The 18762-nt window shown below is 67.5% G+C and carries 17 protein-coding genes; 3 read left to right on the top strand and 14 right to left on the bottom strand.

Annotation, left to right across the window (positions count from 1 at the left end):
• The first annotated feature begins 185 nt into the window (after nt 1-185).
• Nucleotides 186-410 (top strand): hypothetical protein, encoded by a 225-nt coding sequence (locus BLV92_RS08430; RefSeq protein ID WP_134166481.1) that lies wholly within the window; start codon nt 186-188, stop codon nt 408-410.
• Nucleotides 411-629: 219 nt separating this feature from the next.
• Here BLV92_RS08430 and rhaS read toward each other — a convergent pair whose 3' ends face one another.
• The 6 genes from rhaS to BLV92_RS08400 form a co-directional block, all read right to left on the bottom strand.
• Nucleotides 630-1634 (bottom strand): rhamnose ABC transporter substrate-binding protein, encoded by a 1005-nt coding sequence (gene rhaS, locus BLV92_RS08425; RefSeq protein ID WP_090543989.1) that lies wholly within the window; start codon nt 1632-1634, stop codon nt 630-632.
• A 77-nt stretch (nt 1635-1711) separates the two neighbouring features.
• The gene (locus BLV92_RS08420; protein ID WP_090543987.1) at nt 1712-2722 is read right to left on the bottom strand and encodes an ABC transporter permease; all 1011 of its coding nucleotides are present in this window, start codon (nt 2720-2722) and stop codon (nt 1712-1714) included.
• Nucleotides 2715-3773 (bottom strand): ABC transporter permease, encoded by a 1059-nt coding sequence (locus BLV92_RS08415; RefSeq protein ID WP_090543985.1) that lies wholly within the window; start codon nt 3771-3773, stop codon nt 2715-2717. The genes BLV92_RS08420 and BLV92_RS08415 overlap by 8 nt, the downstream gene beginning before the upstream one ends.
• On the bottom strand, nt 3770-5278 hold the full coding sequence (locus BLV92_RS08410) for a sugar ABC transporter ATP-binding protein (RefSeq protein ID WP_244283763.1): 1509 nt from the start codon (nt 5276-5278) through the stop codon (nt 3770-3772). Before BLV92_RS08410 ends, BLV92_RS08415 begins: the two co-directional genes overlap by 4 nt.
• 83 nt (nt 5279-5361) lie before the next feature.
• The gene (locus tag BLV92_RS08405) at nt 5362-6267 is read right to left on the bottom strand and encodes an amidohydrolase family protein (protein ID WP_090543981.1); all 906 of its coding nucleotides are present in this window, start codon (nt 6265-6267) and stop codon (nt 5362-5364) included.
• A 17-nt stretch (nt 6268-6284) separates the two neighbouring features.
• A complete protein-coding gene (locus BLV92_RS08400; protein WP_090543979.1) occupies nt 6285-6599 on the bottom strand; it encodes an L-rhamnose mutarotase in 315 nt (104 codons plus the stop codon).
• Between the two features lie 152 nt (nt 6600-6751).
• Between BLV92_RS08400 and BLV92_RS08395 the strand changes: the two genes are divergently transcribed.
• Nucleotides 6752-7768, top strand: a complete 1017-nt coding sequence (locus tag BLV92_RS08395) for a LysR family transcriptional regulator (RefSeq protein ID WP_090543977.1) — start codon at nt 6752-6754, stop codon at nt 7766-7768.
• Nucleotides 7769-7774: 6 nt separating this feature from the next.
• Here BLV92_RS08395 and lra1 read toward each other — a convergent pair whose 3' ends face one another.
• The 5 genes from lra1 to BLV92_RS08370 form a co-directional block, all read right to left on the bottom strand.
• Nucleotides 7775-8557, bottom strand: coding sequence for an L-rhamnose 1-dehydrogenase Lra1 (lra1, locus tag BLV92_RS08390; protein WP_090543975.1), 783 nt, complete (start codon nt 8555-8557; stop codon nt 7775-7777).
• A gap of 43 nt (nt 8558-8600) precedes the next feature.
• Complete coding sequence (gene rhmD / locus BLV92_RS08385; RefSeq protein ID WP_090543973.1) at nt 8601-9779, bottom strand: L-rhamnonate dehydratase; 1179 nt, start codon at nt 9777-9779, stop codon at nt 8601-8603.
• A gap of 22 nt (nt 9780-9801) precedes the next feature.
• On the bottom strand, nt 9802-11133 hold the full coding sequence (locus BLV92_RS08380) for an MFS transporter (protein ID WP_090543971.1): 1332 nt from the start codon (nt 11131-11133) through the stop codon (nt 9802-9804).
• Between the two features lie 68 nt (nt 11134-11201).
• Nucleotides 11202-11954, bottom strand: coding sequence for an SDR family NAD(P)-dependent oxidoreductase (locus BLV92_RS08375; protein ID WP_090543969.1), 753 nt, complete (start codon nt 11952-11954; stop codon nt 11202-11204).
• A gap of 477 nt (nt 11955-12431) precedes the next feature.
• Nucleotides 12432-13484, bottom strand: coding sequence for an aldo/keto reductase (locus tag BLV92_RS08370; RefSeq protein WP_090543967.1), 1053 nt, complete (start codon nt 13482-13484; stop codon nt 12432-12434).
• 141 nt (nt 13485-13625) lie between these two features.
• On the opposite strand from BLV92_RS08370, the gene BLV92_RS08365 reads away from it, so the two are divergent.
• Nucleotides 13626-14549 carry an AraC family transcriptional regulator gene (locus BLV92_RS08365; protein ID WP_090543965.1) on the top strand — a complete coding sequence of 308 codons (924 nt, stop codon included), beginning with the start codon at nt 13626-13628 and terminating at the stop codon, nt 14547-14549.
• A gap of 94 nt (nt 14550-14643) precedes the next feature.
• Here BLV92_RS08365 and yghU read toward each other — a convergent pair whose 3' ends face one another.
• The 3 genes from yghU to BLV92_RS08350 all read right to left on the bottom strand — a co-directional run bounded on the left by yghU (nt 14644) and on the right by BLV92_RS08350 (nt 18327).
• The gene (gene yghU, locus BLV92_RS08360; protein ID WP_090543963.1) at nt 14644-15519 is read right to left on the bottom strand and encodes a glutathione-dependent disulfide-bond oxidoreductase; all 876 of its coding nucleotides are present in this window, start codon (nt 15517-15519) and stop codon (nt 14644-14646) included.
• A 118-nt stretch (nt 15520-15637) separates the two neighbouring features.
• A complete protein-coding gene (locus BLV92_RS08355) occupies nt 15638-17086 on the bottom strand; it encodes a beta-1,3-glucanase family protein (protein WP_167627005.1) in 1449 nt (482 codons plus the stop codon).
• A 281-nt stretch (nt 17087-17367) separates the two neighbouring features.
• Nucleotides 17368-18327, bottom strand: a complete 960-nt coding sequence (locus tag BLV92_RS08350; RefSeq protein WP_090543960.1) for a DUF5655 domain-containing protein — start codon at nt 18325-18327, stop codon at nt 17368-17370.
• Between the last annotated feature and the right edge of the window lie 435 nt (nt 18328-18762).

Below are 18762 nucleotides of genomic sequence, written 5' to 3'. Positions count from 1 at the left end.
CAAATTCCGGCGCGCACGCCGGTGTCCGATGCGCGCGACGGCCGTGGCGCGCGTGGTCGATTGTGGGGACGGAAGCGTCGCGCGCGGATCGCGGTCGCCGGATCGGGTAGGGTGATCGTCATGCGCCGATGCGGCGGCCGTCGATCCGGCCGGCCGCGCGCGGCGAAACGTTCGGTAAGCGAACCATGATGCGTCTACGACCCACTGTTGCCAGCGGTTTGCGCCTGTCCTGTCGCGTCGCGCCAACTCACGCGCTCGCGAGAACCGCGCGTTATGTCCGCCGGCTTCGCGCGGCGGCGGTCTGCGTGCTGGTCGCGGCGGCGCTGTCCGGCTGCGGCGTGTTCTGCGGCGCGGCGGGCGGCAGCGGCGGCGGTTTCGCGGGCGGATGCGGGACCGGCGTGCGGTTCTAGCGGCCGGTCGCGCCCGGCCCGCAACGGATGGCTCGACGGCAACCTCCCGGTTAACCGTCCGCAGCACAGGGAAACTGCCCCCGCGATATCCGCGCCCTGCCCCAGGAGCCGACCTCGCGAACGCGACGGCCTACCCGGCGCCGCACGGCCGGTCCGGCTTCGCGATCATCCTGTTTCGCCCGCCAGCGGCCGCTTCGCGCCGCACCGCCCGCCGCTCACTCAAAAATTGAAGTTGTCGATATTCGACGCATCGAACGTCGTCGGCGGCCCGAGGATCACCTCGCCGCTCTTGCCGACCGTCCGCTTGCCGAGCTTGCCCGCGTCGAACGAGTCGCCCTCCTTGCCGGTGATCGTCCCCGACGCGAGGTTCGCCGCCGCATACGCGGCCAGATAACCAAGCTGGCCCGGGTCCCACAACTGGAACGCCGTCACGGTGCCGTTCTTCACGAACGCGCGCATCTGGTTCGGCGTGCCGAGGCCGGTCACGGCCACCTTGCCCTTGCTCGACGACGTCGAGATGTAGCGCGCGGCCGCCGCGATCCCGACGGTCGTCGGCGCGACGATCGCCTTCAGGTTCGGATACGCCTGCAACAGCCCCTGGGTCTCGACGAACGACTTCTGGTCGTCGTCGTTGCCGTACGCGATCTTCACGAGCTTCATCTTCGCGTACTCGGGTTTCTTCAGTTCCTCCTGCATCCACCTGATCCACGTGTTCTGGTTCGTCGCGTTCGGCGTCGCGGACAGGATCGCGAACTCGCCCTCGCCGCCCATCAGCTTCGCGACCAGCTGCACCTGGCCGCGCCCGATGCTCTCCGCGTCCGCCTGGTTCACGAACACCTGGCGGCCCTCGGGCGCGGTATCCGAATCGAACGTGACGACCTTGATGCCCTGCGCCATCGCGCGCTTCAGGTACGGCACCAGCGCATTCGCGTCGTTCGCGGCGATCACGATCACGTCCTGGCGCTGCGTGGTCAGCGTGTTGATGTACGACACCTGCGACGACGCGCCCGCGTCCGACGGTCCGACCACCTTGCCGACGCCCTTGAACTCGCCGATCGCCGCCATCCCGCCGTTGTCCGCGATCACCTCGTACGGGTTGTTGATCTGCTTCGGCACGAACGCGATCTTCAGGCCGTCCTTGATGCCGGCCGCGTGCGCGGCCGTCCCTCCGAGCAGCAGCGCGCACAACAGCGCCGCGCCGGCCCCACGTACTGGCTTGAACATGAAAGTGTCTCCTCGATGAATGCCGGGCTGCTGCCCGGCGGGGTCCATGCCCTCTTCACAACGCCTGCCTGCTGCTCTTACGTCGTCGAGCGCGCGACGATCCGCCGGTCGCGCACCGCGCGCCAGCGCGCGGCCATGTTCGGGATCAGCACCGACGCGAGCAGCAGCGCGCCGGTCACGATCGTCAGCGTCTCGCTCGACACGTCCGCGAGCGTCAACGCGTTCTTCAGCACGCCGACGATCGCGAGCGACAGCAGCACGCCGACCATCGACCCGCGCCCGCCGAAGATGCTGACGCCGCCGAACAGCACCGCCGCGATCACCGACAGTTCGAACCCTTCGCCGTTGTCGCCGCGCGCGCTCGTGAAACGCAGCGTGTACAGCACGCCGGCGAGCGCGCTCATCGCGCCGGAGATCACGAAGAGCCGCAGCTTCAGACGCGGCACGTCGATGCCCGAGAACGCGGCGGCCGTGCTGTTCGCGCCGATCGCATAAAGGCTGCGGCCGAACGCGGTCGCCTGCAGCAGCAACGTGAAGCCGAACGCCGCGACGACCACGATCGCGAACGGCTGCGGAATGAACGTATTGCCGAGCGTGTTCATCGCGAACAGCGTGTACGCGGGCGGGAAGTCGGCGATCGCCTGGTCGCCGAGCAGCACGTACGCGAGGCCGCGAAACAGCGCGAGCGTGCCGATCGTCACCGCGAGCGACGGCAGGTTCAGCTTCACGATCACGAGGCCGTTGAACAGGCCCGCGAGCGCGCCCGCGACCAGCACCAGCGCGATCGCGGCCGGCATCGGCAGACCCAGGTGCCACAGCACGCCGAGCAGCGCGCTCGACGCGCCGAGCACCGACGCGACCGACAGGTCGATTTCCGCCGCGACGATCACGAGCGTCATCGGCAGCGCCATCAGCGCGACCTCGGTGAGGTCCGCGAGCACGTTTTCGAGGTTCGCGCCGGTCAGGAACACCGGCGACAACCAGCGCCCGACGCCGAGCGACGCGATCAGGATCACGACGAGCAGCGCCTCCCAGCCGGGCGCGCGCGACGCGCGGCGCGCGGTCAACACGGAATCGGGTCTAGCCATGATCGCGTTTCCTCGTCATCCGTTTCGCAACCGAGCGCGCGAGCAGCGTGTCCGCCGCGATCGCCGCGACGATCAGCGCGCCTTCGATCGCCTGCTCCCAGAACGGCGATACGTGCAGCACGACAAGCGCGATGCTGATGACCCCCAGCACCAGCGCGCCGAGCGTCGCGCCGAGTATCGTGCCGACGCCGCCGGTAATCGCGACGCTGCCGACCACCGCCGCCGCGACCACCTGCAATTCGATCCCTTTCGCGGTGCTCGCGTCGACGGTGCCGAAGCGCGCGAGCCACAACGCGCCCGCGAAACCCGCGATCGCGCCGCTGATCAGGAAACCGGCGCTCACGCGGCGCTCCACGCGGATGCCCGCGAGCCGCGCGGCTTCCGGGTTCGAGCCGATCGCATAGAACTCGCGGCCGCCGCGAAACCGCTTCAGATACGCGGACAGGCCGACCAGCAGCACGACCGCGATCAGCGCGAGCGTCGGGATGCCGGACAGCGCGCCGGTCGCGAGCCGCGAGAACGCGTCCGGCAGGCTCGTCGCGTTGATCTGGCCGCCGTGCACCCACGCGTAGTCCGCGCCGCGAAAGATGTACAGCGTGGACAGCGTCGCCACCAGCGACGGCACCCGGCCGAGCGCGACCAGCAGCGCGTTGATCGCGCCTGCGGCCACGCCGATCGCGACGCCGGCCGCGAGCGCGACGACCACCGGCATCTGCGGGAACGCGACGTACAGGCTGCCGACCGCATATGCGCTGACACCGACCGTCGAGCCGACCGACAGGTCGATGTGGCGCATCAGGATCACGATCGTCATGCCGGCGGTCAGCAGGCTGACGATCGACACGTTCAGCAGCACGTCGCGCAGGTTTTGCAGGTTCAAAAACTGCGGCCGCGCGAGCGCGGTGCCGCCGACGATCAGCAGCAGCACGACGAACAGCGTCGTCTCGCGGCTCTTCGCGAGCGCGGCCGCCAAACCGCCCGCGCCGCGCAGCCGGCGCGTCGCGTGCACGGGGTGCAGGCCGTTCGGGGGCGTCGTAGTGTGGCGCATCATGCGGCATGCCCCCAGTGAGCGTCGGACTCGCCGAGCGCCGCGCTCATGATCCGCTCTTCGGTTGCATCCGCGCGCGCGATGTCAGCGGTGATCCGGCCTTCGTGCATCACCAGCACGCGGTCGGCCATGCCGAGCACTTCCTGAAGCTCGCTCGAAATCATCAGCACCGCCATCCCCTCGCGGACCAGTTCCGCGAGCGCGCCATAAACTTCCGCCTTCGCGCCGACGTCGATGCCGCGCGTCGGCTCGTCGATGATGAGCACCTTCGGCCCGGTCGCGAGCCATTTGCCGAGCACGACCTTCTGCTGGTTGCCGCCCGACAGCGTGCCGGCCGGCGCGTTCAGGTCGCCGGCCTTCAGGCGCAGCCGTTCGCCCCAGCGCCGCGCGAGCCGCAGTTCGCTGCCGCCCGTCAGGAAACCGAACCGGACGAGCCGCCCGAGCACCGTCAGCGACGCGTTGCACGCGATGCTCAACTCCAGCGCGAGCCCCTGCTGGCGACGGTCCTCCGGCACCAGCGCGAGGCCGGCCTTGACGGCGGCGGCCGGACGCCCCGGCTTCAGCCGCTGGCCGTCCACTTGCACGTCGCCCGCGTCGAGCGGATCGATGCCGAAGATCGCGCGCGCCACCTCGCTGCGCCCCGCGCCGACCAGCCCCGCGAGCGCGACGATCTCGCCCGCGCGCACGTCGAACGCCACGTCCCTGAACACGCCGCGGCGCGTGAGGCCGCGCACGCGCAGCTTCACGTCGCCCGGCTTCACGTCCGCCTTCGGATAGAACGTCGCGAGGTCGCGGCCGACCATCTTCGCGACGATCGCATCGGTGGTCAGCGTCGCGGTCGGTGCGTCGAACACCTTCGCGCCGTCGCGCATGACCGTCACGTGCTGCGTCAGCGCGAACACCTCGTCGAGCCGGTGCGTGATGAACAGGATCGCCGCGCCGCGATCGCGCAGCCGGCGCACGATCGCGAACAGCCGCTCGACTTCCGGCAGCGACAATGCCGCGGTCGGCTCGTCCATGATGAGCACGTTCGCGTTCAGCGACAGCGCCTTCGCGATCTCGATCACCTGCTGGTCCGCGATCGACAGACCGCGCACGAGCCGCTCCGGCTTCAGATCCACGCCGAGCGACGCAAGCAGTTCGCCGACCTCGCGACGCATCGCGTCGTAGTCGATGCGGCCGAAGCGGTCCACCGGCTGCCGGCCCATGTGGATGTTCTCGACCACCGACAGATCGAAGAACAGCGTCGGCTCCTGGTAGATCACCGCGATGCCGGCGTCGCGCGCATGCGCGGGCGTCGCGAAACGCCGCTCGACGCCGTCGACGAGCAGTTCGCCGCCGTCGGGCTGATGCACGCCGGCGAGAATCTTCACGAGCGTGGACTTGCCCGCGCCGTTTTCGCCGAGCAGCGCGTGCACCTCGCCGGGCCACAGCGCGAGCGTGCCGTCGGCGAGCGCGCGCACCCGGCCGAACGCCTTCGTCGCATGGCGCAGTTCGAGACGCGGCACGCCGCGCGGCTGCGCTTGCGGTCGGGCTTGCGGTCGGGCTTGCGATCCGGGTTGCGCCGCCCTGTTCGAGTCGGGAGTCGAGGTCATCGTTGCTCGCCGCCTAATCGATACACGCGTTCGGCATTGCGCACGAACAGCGCCGCGCGTTCGTCGTCGCTCGCGCCCGCGACGATCGACGCATACGCGCGCCACAGGTCGCCGTAGGTGCCGAACAGCCGGTCCACCGGAAAGTTCGACGCGAACATCGCACGCTCGGCACCGAACGCGTCGATCGTTTCGAGCACGTACGGGCGCAGGCTCTCGACGGTCCAGCGATGATCGAACATCGCGAGTCCGCTGATCTTGATCGCGACGTTCGGACAGGCGGCGAGTAAACGCAGCCCGTCGCGCCACGCGCGATAACCGGCGACGCTGTCACGGTCCACGAACATCCCCGTGTGGTTGACGATCAGTTGCACGTCCGGATGCTCGCGCGCGAGCGCCGCCGCGTCGGCCATCTGTGACGGATACAGTTGCAGATCGAACGACAGCCCGTAACGCGCGAGCAGCCCGAAGCGCCTGCGCCACGCTTCGTCGCGCAGATAATGGCGTCCCACATAGTCGTACAGCGGGTTGTCGTGCACGTTCAGGATCTGGCGGATGCCGCGCGTGCGCGCGAACGCGGCGTGCGCGGCCAGCGTGCGCTCCGCGTTCGCATCGCTCAGGTCGGCGGCCGCGACGATCGCATCGGGCCAGCCTGGCTCTTTCGCATCGGCGAGCGATTGCAGCCAGCGCGTCTCCTCGACCGGATCGGCCGGATCGTGATTCGCCTCGACGTGCACGACTTTCAGCACGTCGATGCCGCCGGCGTCGCGCCGCAGATCGGCCGGCAGATAGTCGTGCTTCAGCTCGCGCGCATCGCCGACGAACGACGTGCCCGGATTCGCGAGCCACGGGTAATGATGGGCGGCGAGGTCCCAGAAGTGGACGTGCGGATCGACGACCTGCATCGCGTGCTCCGGTCCGTTCAGCGCAGATGGAAAACCGCGTCGAGCGGCTGCTGCACCGGCGCGCCGTCCGGTTCGGTCTGCATGATGTCGGCCATGTAATCCCACCATTTGCGCATCACGGGCAGATGCGGCAGCCGGTCCATCGTGTGATCGTCGCGGCGCTTCAGCACCGCGAACAGATGACCGTTCGAGTCGTCGACGAAGATCCAGTAGTCGCTGATGCCCGCGTCGCGCAGCGCGTCGGCGAGTTCGGGCCAGAGTGCGCGGTGACGCCGCTCGTATTCGTCCCGCTGACCGGGATCGAGCCGCATCCGAAAGGCGATCGTCTCCATCGTGATGTCTCCGTCCAGCCTGCCTGTCGTTATATCGACGGTTGTGTCGCCGGTTGTCTCGCCGCCGTGTTCAGCGACTATAATTCGCACACCGATAGCCAAACAATCCGATGTTGGGATCGGGCGATCCACAAACCGAATCGCGGGGGTTCATGAACCACCAGACAGCCGCTGTCGCACTCGTCAACCGGCTCCGGTTCAAGCATCTTGCGCTGCTCGTCGCGCTCGACGACGCGCGCAACGTGCATCAGGCCGCCGACGCGATCAACGTCGCCCAGCCGAGCGCGAGCCGCATGCTGAGCGACATCGAAGAGGCATTCGGCTTCCGCCTCTTCGAGCGCAATGCGCGCGGCATGCAGCCGACGTCGCTCGGCGTCGTCACCCTCGCCTATGCGCGGCGCGCGCTCACCGATCTCACGCGTTTCGCCGAAGACCTCGACGTGAAGCGCCGCGGCGGCCACGGCCAGTTGACCGTCGGCGCGATCATGGGCGCCGCGCCCGACCTGCTCGCGCAGGCGGTCGCCGCCTTGAAGACCGAACGGCCGCTGCTGAACGTGCGCATCCTCGGCGAAACCAGCGACCAGGTCGTGCAGTTGCTGCATCGCCGCGAAGTGGATCTCGCGCTCGGCCGCCTCACCACGCCGCTGCAACACAACGACTTCGGCTTCGAGCCGCTCGCGCGCGAAACGCTGGTGCTCGTCGTGCGCGCGCGGCATCCGCTCGCGCGGCGCGCGAACGTCGCGCTCGCCGAACTGATGGACTGGCCGTGGGTCGCGCAGCCGATCGCGAGCCCCGCGCGCGAACTGTTCGAAGGCGAACTGGCGCGCGCGGGACTCGCGACGCCGGTGAACCTGACCGAATGCGCGTCGATCTTCGCGACGCTGCAACTGCTCGAAAACTTCGACGCGGTCGCGATGCTGCCGGAGTCGGTCGTCCGCGATCACGTGCGCGGCGGACTGCTCGTCACGCTGCCGCTCGAAATCGGCAAGAGCCTGCCCGGTTTCGGCATCCTGACGCGCAACGACGAACCGCTCGCGGAGCCGGCCGAACATTTCGTCGGCCTGCTGCGCCGCTTTTCGCAACCGTTCCCGCCGCCGCTTACACAGCCGCTCTCGCCCGGCGGCGGCGCCCGGGTCCCGCGGCGCGCGTCGCCGCTCGCCGCCTGCTGAATCGGCCTACTGCAGATTCACGAACAGCCCGCCGTCGACCAGCAGCGCCGCGCCCGTCACATAACGCGCGCGGTCCGACGCGAGGAACACCACGCATTCCGCGACGTCGTCGGGCTGGCCCAGCCGCCCGAGCGGAATCCGTTGCTCGAAGTAGCGGCGCTTCGTTTCGTCCGCGAGATCCTCCGCGTTCAGGTCGGTTGCGATCGTGCCGGGCATCACCGAATTGCATCGGATCCCGTAAGGTCCGAGCGCGATCGCGCACGACTGCATCAGCGAATGCACGCCGGCCTTCGTCGGCGTGTAGTGCGTCTGCATCCCGCCGCCGACCAGCGCGCTGATCGAACTTGTCGCGACGATCGCGCCGCCGCTGCCCTGCTCCTTCATCTGCCGCGCGACCGCCTGTGTCACGTAGAACGCGCCGTTCAGGTTCACGCCGATCGTGCGTTCGAGCACCGCGGGCGGCATGTCGAGGAACGAATGGAACGGGCAGATGCCCGCGTTGCTCGCGAGTACGTCCACCTTGCCGAAACGCTCGACCGTCTGGCGCACGAGGTCGATGCCGGTCTGCGGCGCGGCGACGTTGCCTTCGATCGCGATCGCGCGCCGCCCCAGCCGGCCGATCTCGTCGAGCACCTCGGCGATCGCGGCGCGACGCCCGTACGACGCGTCGTTGTCGCCCCAGTAATTGATCGCGACGTCCGCGCCCTCGCGCGCGCACGCGAGCGCGATCGCGCGGCCGATCCCGCGCGACCCGCCGGTGACGATCACCACCTTGTCGTTGAGCAGCACGCGTTTCTCCTCGTGACGGCGGCGCCTCGGCCGCCAGGGCGGGTCAGTGGGTGTAAGGCCGCGACAGCTTGCAGTCCGGATTGAGCCGCACGCCGAAACCCGGCGCGTCCGGCACCTTCATCCGGCCGTTCACCGGAACCGGTTCGTCGAGCAGCAGCGGCGTGAACATCGGCACCACCTTGTCCGCGCCCGGCGCCATCATCAGGAACTCCGCGAACGGCGAGTTGTGCCGCGTGACAACGAAGTGATAGCTGTACACCGACGACCCGTGCGGCGCGACCAGCACGTTGTGCGCGTCCGCGAGCGCGGAAATCTTGATCAGCTCGGTGATCCCGCCGCACCAGTTCACATCCGGCTGAATCAGGTCGCAGCAGCCCATTTCGAGCAGCATCCGGAAACCCCAGCGCGTCGCCTCGTGCTCGCCGGTCGACACCATCATCCCGCGCGGCACGTTGCGGCGCAGTTCGGCATAACCCCAGTAGTCGTCGGGCGGCAGGCATTCCTCGACCCACTTCAGCCCGTACGCGTGCGCGGCGGACGCGAGCCGCGTCGCATAGCGCACGTCGAGGCTCATCCAGCAGTCGTACATCAGCCAGAAGTCGTCGCCGACGCGCTCGCGCATCGCGGCGAGCTTCTCGATGTTCATCCGCAAGCCCTCCTCGCCTTCGGCCGGCCCGTGCTGCAACGGCAGCTTGCCGCCGATGAAACCCATCTGCTTCGCGAGGTCCGGCCGCGCGCCGGTCGCGTAGAACTGCAGCTCGTCGCGCACCGGGCCGCCGAGCAGTTGATACACCGGCTCCTGGCGAATCTGTCCGAGCAGGTCCCACAGCGCGAGATCGACGCCGGAGATCGTGTTCAGCACCACGCCCTTGCGCCCGTAATAGAGCGTCGCGTAGTACATCTGATCCCACATCTTCTCGATGTCGGTCACGCGCTGGCCTTCGAGGAAACGCGCGAGATGCCGCTCGACGATGAACGCGCCGATCTCGCCGCCGGTCGTCACCGCGAAACCGACCGTGCCGTCGCTCGCCTCGATTTCGACGACGAGCGTGCCGAGCACGTCGATGCCGAACGAGCGGCGGCTCTGCCGGTACTCCGGATAACGCGCCATCGGCGTCGAGATGTGGTCGTCGATCCAGTGTCCGTCGGGCTGGTCGTGATAGTCGGCGCCGCCGCCGCGCACGACGGACGCGCGGACGTGTTTGATGGTGGGCATGGCCATGGACGCTTGCTCCTTGAGGGGATTACCGCGCGCGCTGGGCGGGCGGCTCGAACGGGGTTCCGTCCGCGGGCGCGCGCGAGCGCGGGACGACGAAGATCACGAGCACGGCGGCGGCGACGCTCGCGACGCCGAGCACTTCGAGGCCCGCCGCGTGTGACGCGAACGCGCGATCGACAGCCGCGCGCAGCGCCGGCGCGAAGAAGCCGCCGAGGCTGCCGAGCGCGTTGATGAGCGCGAGGCCGCCGGCCGACGCCGCGCCCGCGAGATGGCGCGTCGGGAACGTCCAGAACAGCGGCTGCGCGGCGATGAAGCCGCTCGCCGCGCAGCACAGGCCGAGCATCGCGACGAACGCGTTGCCGGCGACACCGGACACCACGATGCCGAGCCCCGACAGCACCAGCAGCCGCACTGCCCACGCGCGATGCGATACGCGCTTATCCGCGCGGCGCGGCACGCTCCATGTGAGCGCGACCGCGCACAGCCACGGCACCGCGGTCAGCAGCCCGACCTTCAGGCCGACCGACGTGCCGAGCAGCGACGCGACCTGCTGCGGCAGGAAGAAGATCACGCCGTACACGCTCATCTGGATCAGCGCGTAGATCAGCGCATACGCGAGCACGCGGCGGTCGAACAACGCGGCCCGCACGTCGGCGGGACCGTGCGCCGCCGCTTCGCGCGCGTCGTGGCGCACCGCGTCGGTCAGCGCGCGGCGTTCGTCGCCGGTGAGCCAGGGCGCGTCGGCCGGCTGGTCCGCCAGATACCAGAACGCCCACACGCCGACCGCCGCCGCGAGCAGCCCTTCGACGAGGAACAGCCACTTCCAGCCGGTGAGGCCGAACGTGCCGTGCAGGTCGATCAGCAGCCCCGACAGCGGACCGCCGACGATGAACGCGAGCGGCGCGCCGAAGTAGAACACGCCGATCGCGCGCGCCCGCGCGGACTGCGGAAACCACTGCGTCAGGTAATAGACGATGCCCGGAAAGAACCCCGCTTCCGCGACGCCGAGCAGGAACCGCAGCACGTAGAACTCCGTCGGCGTGCTGACCCATGCGGTCGCGGCGGACACCAGCCCCCACGTGACCATGATCCGGCACATCCAGCGGCGCGCGCCGAAGCGATGCAGCAGCAGGTTGCTCGGCACCTCGAACAGCGCATAACCGATGAAGAACACGCCCGCGCCGAACGCGAACGCGGTGTTCGACAGACCGGTGTCGTGCTGCAGCGCCTTCTGCGCGAAACCGATGTTCGCGCGGTCGAGGAACGCGAGCACGTACATCAACAACAGGAACGGCAGCAGGCGGCGCATCGCGCGGCCGATCGCGTTCTCCGTTGCCAGCGGCAAACGGCTCTCCATCGTTGTCTCCAGTCCGGCGGTGGGCCGCCGTTGTCGATCCGGCCGCGTCGCGCGGGCCGGCGAACCGCTCAGTACGTCGCGCGCCCGCCCGACAGGTCGAACACCGCGCCGGTGCTGAACGCACAGTCCTCCGACGTGAGCCACACGATCAGCGACGCCGCTTCTTCCGGCAGAAGGAAACGGTTCATCGGGATCTTCGACAGCATGTAGTCGATGTGCTGCTGCGACATCGAATCGAAGATTTCCGTTTTCGCGGCCGCGGGCGTGACCGCGTTCACGAGGACGTTTTTCGTCGCGAGTTCCTTGCCGAGCGATTTCGTGAGGCCGATCAGCCCGGCCTTCGACGCGCTGTAGTGCGACGCGTTCGGATTGCCGTCCTTGCCCGCGACCGACGCGATGTTGACGATCCGGCCGTAGCCGGCTTCGAGCATGTGCGGGATCACGGCGCGGCACGTCAGGTAGCAGCCGATCAGGTTCACGTCGATCACGCGGCGCCATACGTCGACCGGCAGTTCCCACGTGAGGCCGTTGCCGCCGGTGATGCCCGCGCTGTTCACGAGCGCGTGGATCGCGCCGTGGCGCTTCAACGTCTCGGCGGCCGCGGCCGCGACGGAGGTTTCGTCGGTCAGTTCGACGGTTACCGCCGATACCTGGCCTAGCGCGGCCAACTCGCCGCGCGAGCGTTCGACGCGTTCCGCATCGACGTCCCATAATGCGACTGCGGCGCCCGATTGCAGTGCGCGCTGGGCGACCGCATAGCCGATCCCGCGCGCGCCGCCGGTGACGATCATGGTGCGATTCTTCAGGTCGAGCTGGTTCATCGCGCACCTGCTCCGGTGCGATGCCAATGCACGCGTTTCATGCGGTGTCTCCTGTCGATCGGAGTTAGCGCTTTAGCGCTTACTCCGATCCCATGCAAAGCTGTCGATCGGAGTTAGCGCTTCAGCGCCTACTCCGGTCCCATGCAGAGCTGTCAATCGGAGTTGGCGCTTTAGCGCTTACTCCGATCCCATGCAAAGCTGTCGATCGGAGTTGGCGCTTTAGCGCCTACTCCGGTCCCATGCAAAGCTGTCGATCCGGAGTTGGCGCTTTAGCGCCTACTCCGGCAAGGCCGCCGACCGAAACCGGCGACTACCCGGCCAATATACGGTCGTGGCGATAGCGAAACAATCCGGATGACGTATAGGGCGATAGCGAAAGCGGATCGGTCGAGGCAATGGCGAGGTGGTGTCGATGCGCGATGGTTAGCTTGACCGCAGGCGAAGCGGCCCGAGTCGAGCCGCCTCGGTTTCCCGCGACTACACGCGCGGCACCCCGAACCCCGGCAGCTTCGCCATGATGCGATTCAGCTCCGCGTCGTCGGAAACACCCTGGAAATCGTAACGCGGCGTATAAGGCGCTTCGAGCAGCCGCGCTTCGTCGTCGGTCAGCACGAGGTCGAGCGCGGCCACCGCGTCGTCGATCTGCGCAATCGTGCTCGCGCCGACCAGCGGCGCGACGACCACCGGATTGCGCCGCAGCCACGCAAGCGCGACCTGCGCCCGCGATACGCCGCGCGCGGCCGCGACCTCGCCGACCGCATCGACGATCGCGCGGTCGCTGTCGGCGGTGAGGCCCGTGTACAGCATGTCCGCGAAGCCGTCGGCGCCGGCGCGCGCGGTCGCCTTCGCGGCCTGCCACGGCCGCGCGAGACGCCCGCGCGCGAGCGGACTCCAGACGATCGTGCCGACGCCCTCGTCCGCGCACAGCGGCAGCATCTCGCGCTCCTCTTCGCGCGCGAGCAGGTTGTAGTGATCCTGCATCGACACGAAGCGCGCCCAGCCGTTTGCCTTCTGCATGTGCAGCGCCTTGCCGAACTCCCACGCGTGCATCGACGACGCGCCGATATAGCGCGCCTTGCCCGCCTTCACGACGTCGTGCAGCGCCTCCAGCGTTTCTTCGAGCGGCGTCGTCTGGTCGAGCCGGTGGATCTGGTACAGGTCCACGTAATCGGTGCCGAGACGCCGCAGGCTGTGGTCGATCTCGGTCAGGATCGCCTTGCGCGAAAGCCCCTTGCCATTCGGCCCCGGACGCATCGGATGACGAACCTTCGTCGCGATCACGACGTCGTCGCGGTCCGCGAAGTCCTTCAGCGCGCGGCCGAGAATCTCCTCGCTGGAACCCTGCGAGTACATGTTCGCGGTGTCGAAAAAGTTGATGCCGGCTTCGAGCGCATGCCGGATCAGCGGCCGGCTCTCGTCCTCGCCGAGCGACCACACCGGATGGCCGCGCCCCGGTTCGCCGTAGGTCATCGCGCCGATCGCGACCGCAGAGACATCGAGGCCGGTATGGCCGAGTTTCACGTAACGCATGTTCGAAAGACTCCTGTGATCGCGCGGCCGCCGTGGACCGCCGCCGCGCTGGGGAAAAAAATTGACCGACAGGCACTTTAGAGCGACAGTGACGAACCCGGAATACTGAAAGATTCAAGTTTCATCATCGATCGTTCGAACATGGAAACCGACCCGCTGTCCGACTTCCTCAAGCTCGCCGACGCGCAACTGACCGTGTCCGGCGGCTTCACCGCCGGCAGCACATGGGCCGTGCGGTTCCCGAAACCCGAATACCTGAAGTTCTTCGCGGTGGTGAAAGGCCGTTGCTGGCTACACGTCGAAGGGGACGAAGAGCCCGTGCGGATGAACGAAGGCGACGTGGTGCTGCTGTCCGCGCCGCAGCCGTTCACGATGGCGAGCGACCTGGCCGCGCCCGCGCTGGACGCGAAGGCGCTGTTCAGCGGCGACGCGCACAACCGGACCGCGACGCTGAACGACGGCGGCGACTTCGCACAACTGGGCGGCCACGTGCGGCTCGATCCGACGAGCGGCGAACTCGTCACGCAACTGCTGCCGCCGCTGATCCACGTGCGGGCCGGCACGAAGCAGGCCGCGCGGCTCGAATGGCTGCTCGAACAGATCGTGCAGGAACGCGCGGACTGGCAGCCCGGCGCGACGCTCGTATCGAACCAGCTTGCGCAGTTGCTGTTCGTGCAGACGCTGCGCGCCTGGCTCGACACGACCGATGCGCTGCCGTGCGGCTGGCTGCGCGCGGCGACCGACCGGCGGCTCGGCGCCGCGCTCGGATTGATGCACGACGACCCCGGCCGGCAATGGCAACTGCACGAACTCGCGAAAGCAGCCGGCATGTCGCGGACCAGCTTCGCCGTGCACTTCAAGGCGGTGTCCGGCGTGCCGGTGCTCACGTATCTGACGCAGTGGCGGATGCTGCTCGCGCAGCGCGCGCTGCGCACCACCGACGACACGCTGTCGATGCTCGCGGGCAAACTCGGCTACGGGTCCGAAAGCGCGTTCAGCAGCGCGTTCAAGCGCGTGATCGGGATGTCGCCCGCGCATTATCGAAACGCGTGGAAGGCCGGCTGAACGGCCGGCGCGAAACACGTGATGTTGGGGCGCGTGCGGATCGACGCCGGCCCCCATGTTTCGCGCATCGAGGCCGGGGCGTCGGCTAAAGCCGTCAGCCTTGCGGAGCCAGCTTGTCCTGCGTGCGGGTGTCGAAGTCCGACGCGTCGTGACGTTCGTGCAACTGGCTCGACGGCTCGCCGAACGCGCGATTGACCATCCGCCCGCGCTGCACCGCCGGACGCGCGCCGATCGCATCGGCCCAGCGCTGCACGTGTTTATAGTCCTGCACCGCGAGGAATTCGGCTGCGTCATACAGCCAGCCCTTCACGAGACCGCCGTACCACGGCCAGATCGCGATGTCCGCGATCGTGTAGTCGCTGCCCGCGATGTATTCGCTTTGCGCGAGCCGCTTGTCGAGCACGTCGAGCTGACGTTTCGCTTCCATCGCGAAACGGTCGATCGCGTATTCGATCTTCGTCGGCGCATACGCATAGAAGTGGCCGAAGCCGCCGCCGAGATACGGCGCGCTGCCCATCTGCCAGAACAGCCACGACAGGCACTCCGCGCGCGCCGCCGGCTCGGTCGGCACGAACGCGCCGAACTTCTCCGCGAGATACAGCAGGATCGCGCCCGATTCGAACACGCGAACCGGCGTCGGCCCGCTGCGGTCCATCAACGCCGGGATCTTCGAGTTCGGATTCACGCCGACAAAGCCGCTGCCGAACTGCTCGCCTTCGCCGATGCGGATCAGCCACGCGTCGTACTCCGCGCCGCTGTGGCCGAGCGCCAGCAGTTCCTCCAGCAGCACCGTGACCTTCACGCCGTTCGGCGTCGCCAGCGAATAAAGCTGCAGCGGATGGCGGCCGACCGGCAGTTCCTTTTCATGCGTCGGCCCCGACACCGGCCGGTTGATGTTCGCGAAACGCCCGCCGTTGTCCTTGTTCCAGGTCCATACCTTCGGCGGCACGTATCCGGTTGAATCGCTCATGCTGATAGCTCCTTGTGTTCAGGTCGAATGCGCGTCCGTGCGAGATTAGCAAAGTCGCGGCAAACGCGCTGACGACGCCTCGAACGCCGGCCGGCGCGTTCGACGACGGACGTCGAGCCTACCAGCCCACCGCCACGACCAGCCGCTGCGGCGAGTTGCAGCCGATATCGGACGAATGCGCGCCGACGTCGTCGTACGAGAAGCCATAAGCGAGCGCGTCGATGCCGTGCGTGTGCCAGAACTTCGCATAGTAGTTCGCCGGTCCCGCCGGATAAAACGCGCTCTGCGGCAGCGTGCTCCAGAAGTTCGGGTTCACCAGCGTGCCGTCGGCCTTGAACGTTCCCGGCTGGTCGGCGACGTGCCGCTCGATCGCCGCGATCAGGTCCGGACGCGAGCCGTCCGCGAAGCGCAGGAACGCCATCGGCTTCGGCACGATCGCCGGGTCGATGCCGTTCGCCGCCCACACCGTATCGACGTAGCTGTCGTAATACGCCGCGTTCGCGCCGCCCGGCTGGAAGTTCGCGGCCCCGCCCGGCTCGACGATCCGGTACGGCGCGTTCTGCGTGCCGGTCGTCAGGAACTCCGCCGGCACCGTCGCGAGATATTTCGCGAACGTCACCGAGCGGTCTTCGAGGAACGTGCCGTAGTCCTCGCCGCGCACGACGTCGGTGCCGCCCGTGCATTGCAGGCGGATCGCGAGCTTCAGTCCGAACGCGTCCACCCGCGTCGTGTCGCCGTTGAAATTCCACGGCTGGGTCGCGTCGCCGCGGCCGAGATTGAACTCGATGAAGTCGTAATAGCTGGTCGGCGTCTGCGTCGCGCCCGCGATCGTCGGCGCGATGTAGAAGTACATCCGCGCCGAGTTGATGCCGGGCGAATCGAACGTCGGCGCGTCCGCGATCGAATGGAACTCGTTGATCTGCTGACCCGATGCCGAGCGCCCCTGGATCTGCCAGAAGATCTGGCTGTCCGGCACCTTGCCGTTCGTGCGGTTCAGAAATGCGAAGGTCATCACCTGGGTCGCGGGCGGCAGGCTCGCCGTGCTGCCCCAGAAGCTCGCGGGCGGCGACGCGTCGGCCGCGGTGTTGAAGTTCAGCGTCGCATTGGTGGACGCCGTCGTGCCGATCCCGTTCGACACCGCGACCGCGAACACCGCGCCGTCGTCGCCGCTCTGCGCGGCGGGCGCGAAGTAGTTCGACGATGTCGCGCCGGAGATCGCGTGGCCGTTGCGATACCACTGATAGGACGTCGCGCCGTCGGCCTTCACCATGAAGAACGCCTGCTGGCCGGCCGACACGGTCTGCGGCGCGGGCTCGATCGAGATGGCCGGGCCGCCGGGCGTCGTCGCGAGGCCGGATGCGGGCGGTGCGTTGGGCGCGCCAGGCGCGCCGCCGGGGGGATTGCCGTTGCCCGCGCTGTTGCCCGATGATGCGGCCGGCGTGCCGCTGTCGCCGCCGCCACCGCCGCAGGCCGCGAGCAGCGCGGCGGCGGACAGCATCGACACCGCGGCAAGCGCGGCCGCCCCATTGCGCAGACGCGGCCGCGCACCCTGTCGAACGCTTACCATCCTGTTGTTCTCCGTCGAGTCGTCGTTGTTCGTTGCTTTCGGGCTTTCGTGCTTATGCGACGCGGCTGCGTTGCGCCGGCCGGGACCGGCGCCCCCGGAGCAGCCGGGTCGGTTTTGACGGGGGGATATTAAACGGGGAACGTGTCGGATGCATGCCGGAAAATAACCGGCCTGCCTCGGGAAGGCTGGCAGTGCAGATGAGTGGTGGTGGAAGCAGACCGCGATGACGTGCGGAGTGCGAACCGGCGATGGGATTGCCATCGCGCTGCGCCAGGGGCGGGCTATAACTTGCCGTGCGCGCGCCCTTCGTAGGCGCTGAGGATCAACGCCTTCACCTGTTCCAGGTCGGAAAAGCTGGCCACCGAGAGTTCGAGATCCCCGGTGCCCCAATGGCCGAACTTGCGCGCGTCGCGGGCGTTGGCGGGCAACGGATTCAAGGTGTCCGGGTTGAGATGCAGGAACAGCAGCAGCCGGTTCTTCTGCGGCACGATCGACGCAAAGTTCTTCAGCCGCCTGAATGCAACGTACAGCTTGAGTTCCTTGCGCTGGACGTCATCGCCGAGAGATGCGATGAAGTCCTCCAAGGAAGTCAGCAGTTCGAGCATCGGGGCTGAAAGCTGTTCGAGCCATTCAGCATAACTCTTGTCGCCGTTAGACGCCGACGTCTTGACCGCCGTCGCCAGTGTTGGCCCCGGCTCCGTTTTATTCGGCTTTGGACTGCTTTTTGGCTTGCTTACGCTGATCGCATTGACCAGTTCGAGCAGCAGCAGGTCGACGCCAAAACGGCGATAACGAATCAATTCGACGTTGCGATTGATCTGCTGTACCGCGTGAGCGTCGTATTTCGTGAAATCGGCGGCGATGCAAAGCAGGCGCGGAACGCTCCAGTCGATCTGGGCGGCGGCGGCGTGACCCAGTTTTTCCATGACAAGAAGCTTGAACTCGGCCTGATGATCCATCAGCCAGTCCAGATAAAACAAGCCCTGATTGATGACGTTTTCGCCAACGGATCGCTTGTATTCGAGGATGACCGGACCGTTGTTTTCATCCAGTCCCAATGAATCTATTCGACCGCCATGGGTCTTGCCGGTCTGATATTCGCTTGCCAGAAAGCGAATGCCTAGCATCGGCTCCAGATTATTCTCGAACAGCGTCTGCAACGGCTTCTCCAGATCGGAGGCCTCCCCGTCCAGTTCCTCTGCTGCTCCGTCTGCCAGTTTGTAAAGCTTGATGTCGGCCATTGATTACCCTTCCAGACCAGGCAGGATTCGGGTCGATCGTATTATCGACTTTGCAGCGTTTGTACTTGAATTCATGCGTATCGAGCGTGGGATTCATGCAGTCACGGCGTCAAGAGGACACCGTGGCCGCATAGATGGTCGTCTGTATTCGATATGGGCGAGTGACATTGCAGACAGCCAGGAAGCGGTCTTTCGGCCATCAGGGGAATGTTGCTACCCGGGATGGCCTAAAGGAAAAAAGGGGTACGTGTCACCCACTCGATTGTCAATGGGGCTGGGGAGAGCGTTGTGGGGCAAGGGTTTCGGGTTGGAGTGGGAGGCTTGATACCGTCAGGGATACCGACGGATTGGTCTTGCTGGGGTGAGGCTGCCGGAGCGGTTTCATGCAGGCCCATAATAGAGTCCCCCGGCTGCACCTTAACCGTCCCGCTGAGA

Source organism: Paraburkholderia caballeronis (assembly GCF_900104845.1).
Taxonomy (GTDB): domain Bacteria; phylum Pseudomonadota; class Gammaproteobacteria; order Burkholderiales; family Burkholderiaceae; genus Paraburkholderia; species Paraburkholderia caballeronis.
Note: the sequence above shows the minus strand (reverse complement) of the source record. Positions and strands in the feature narration are given on the sequence as shown.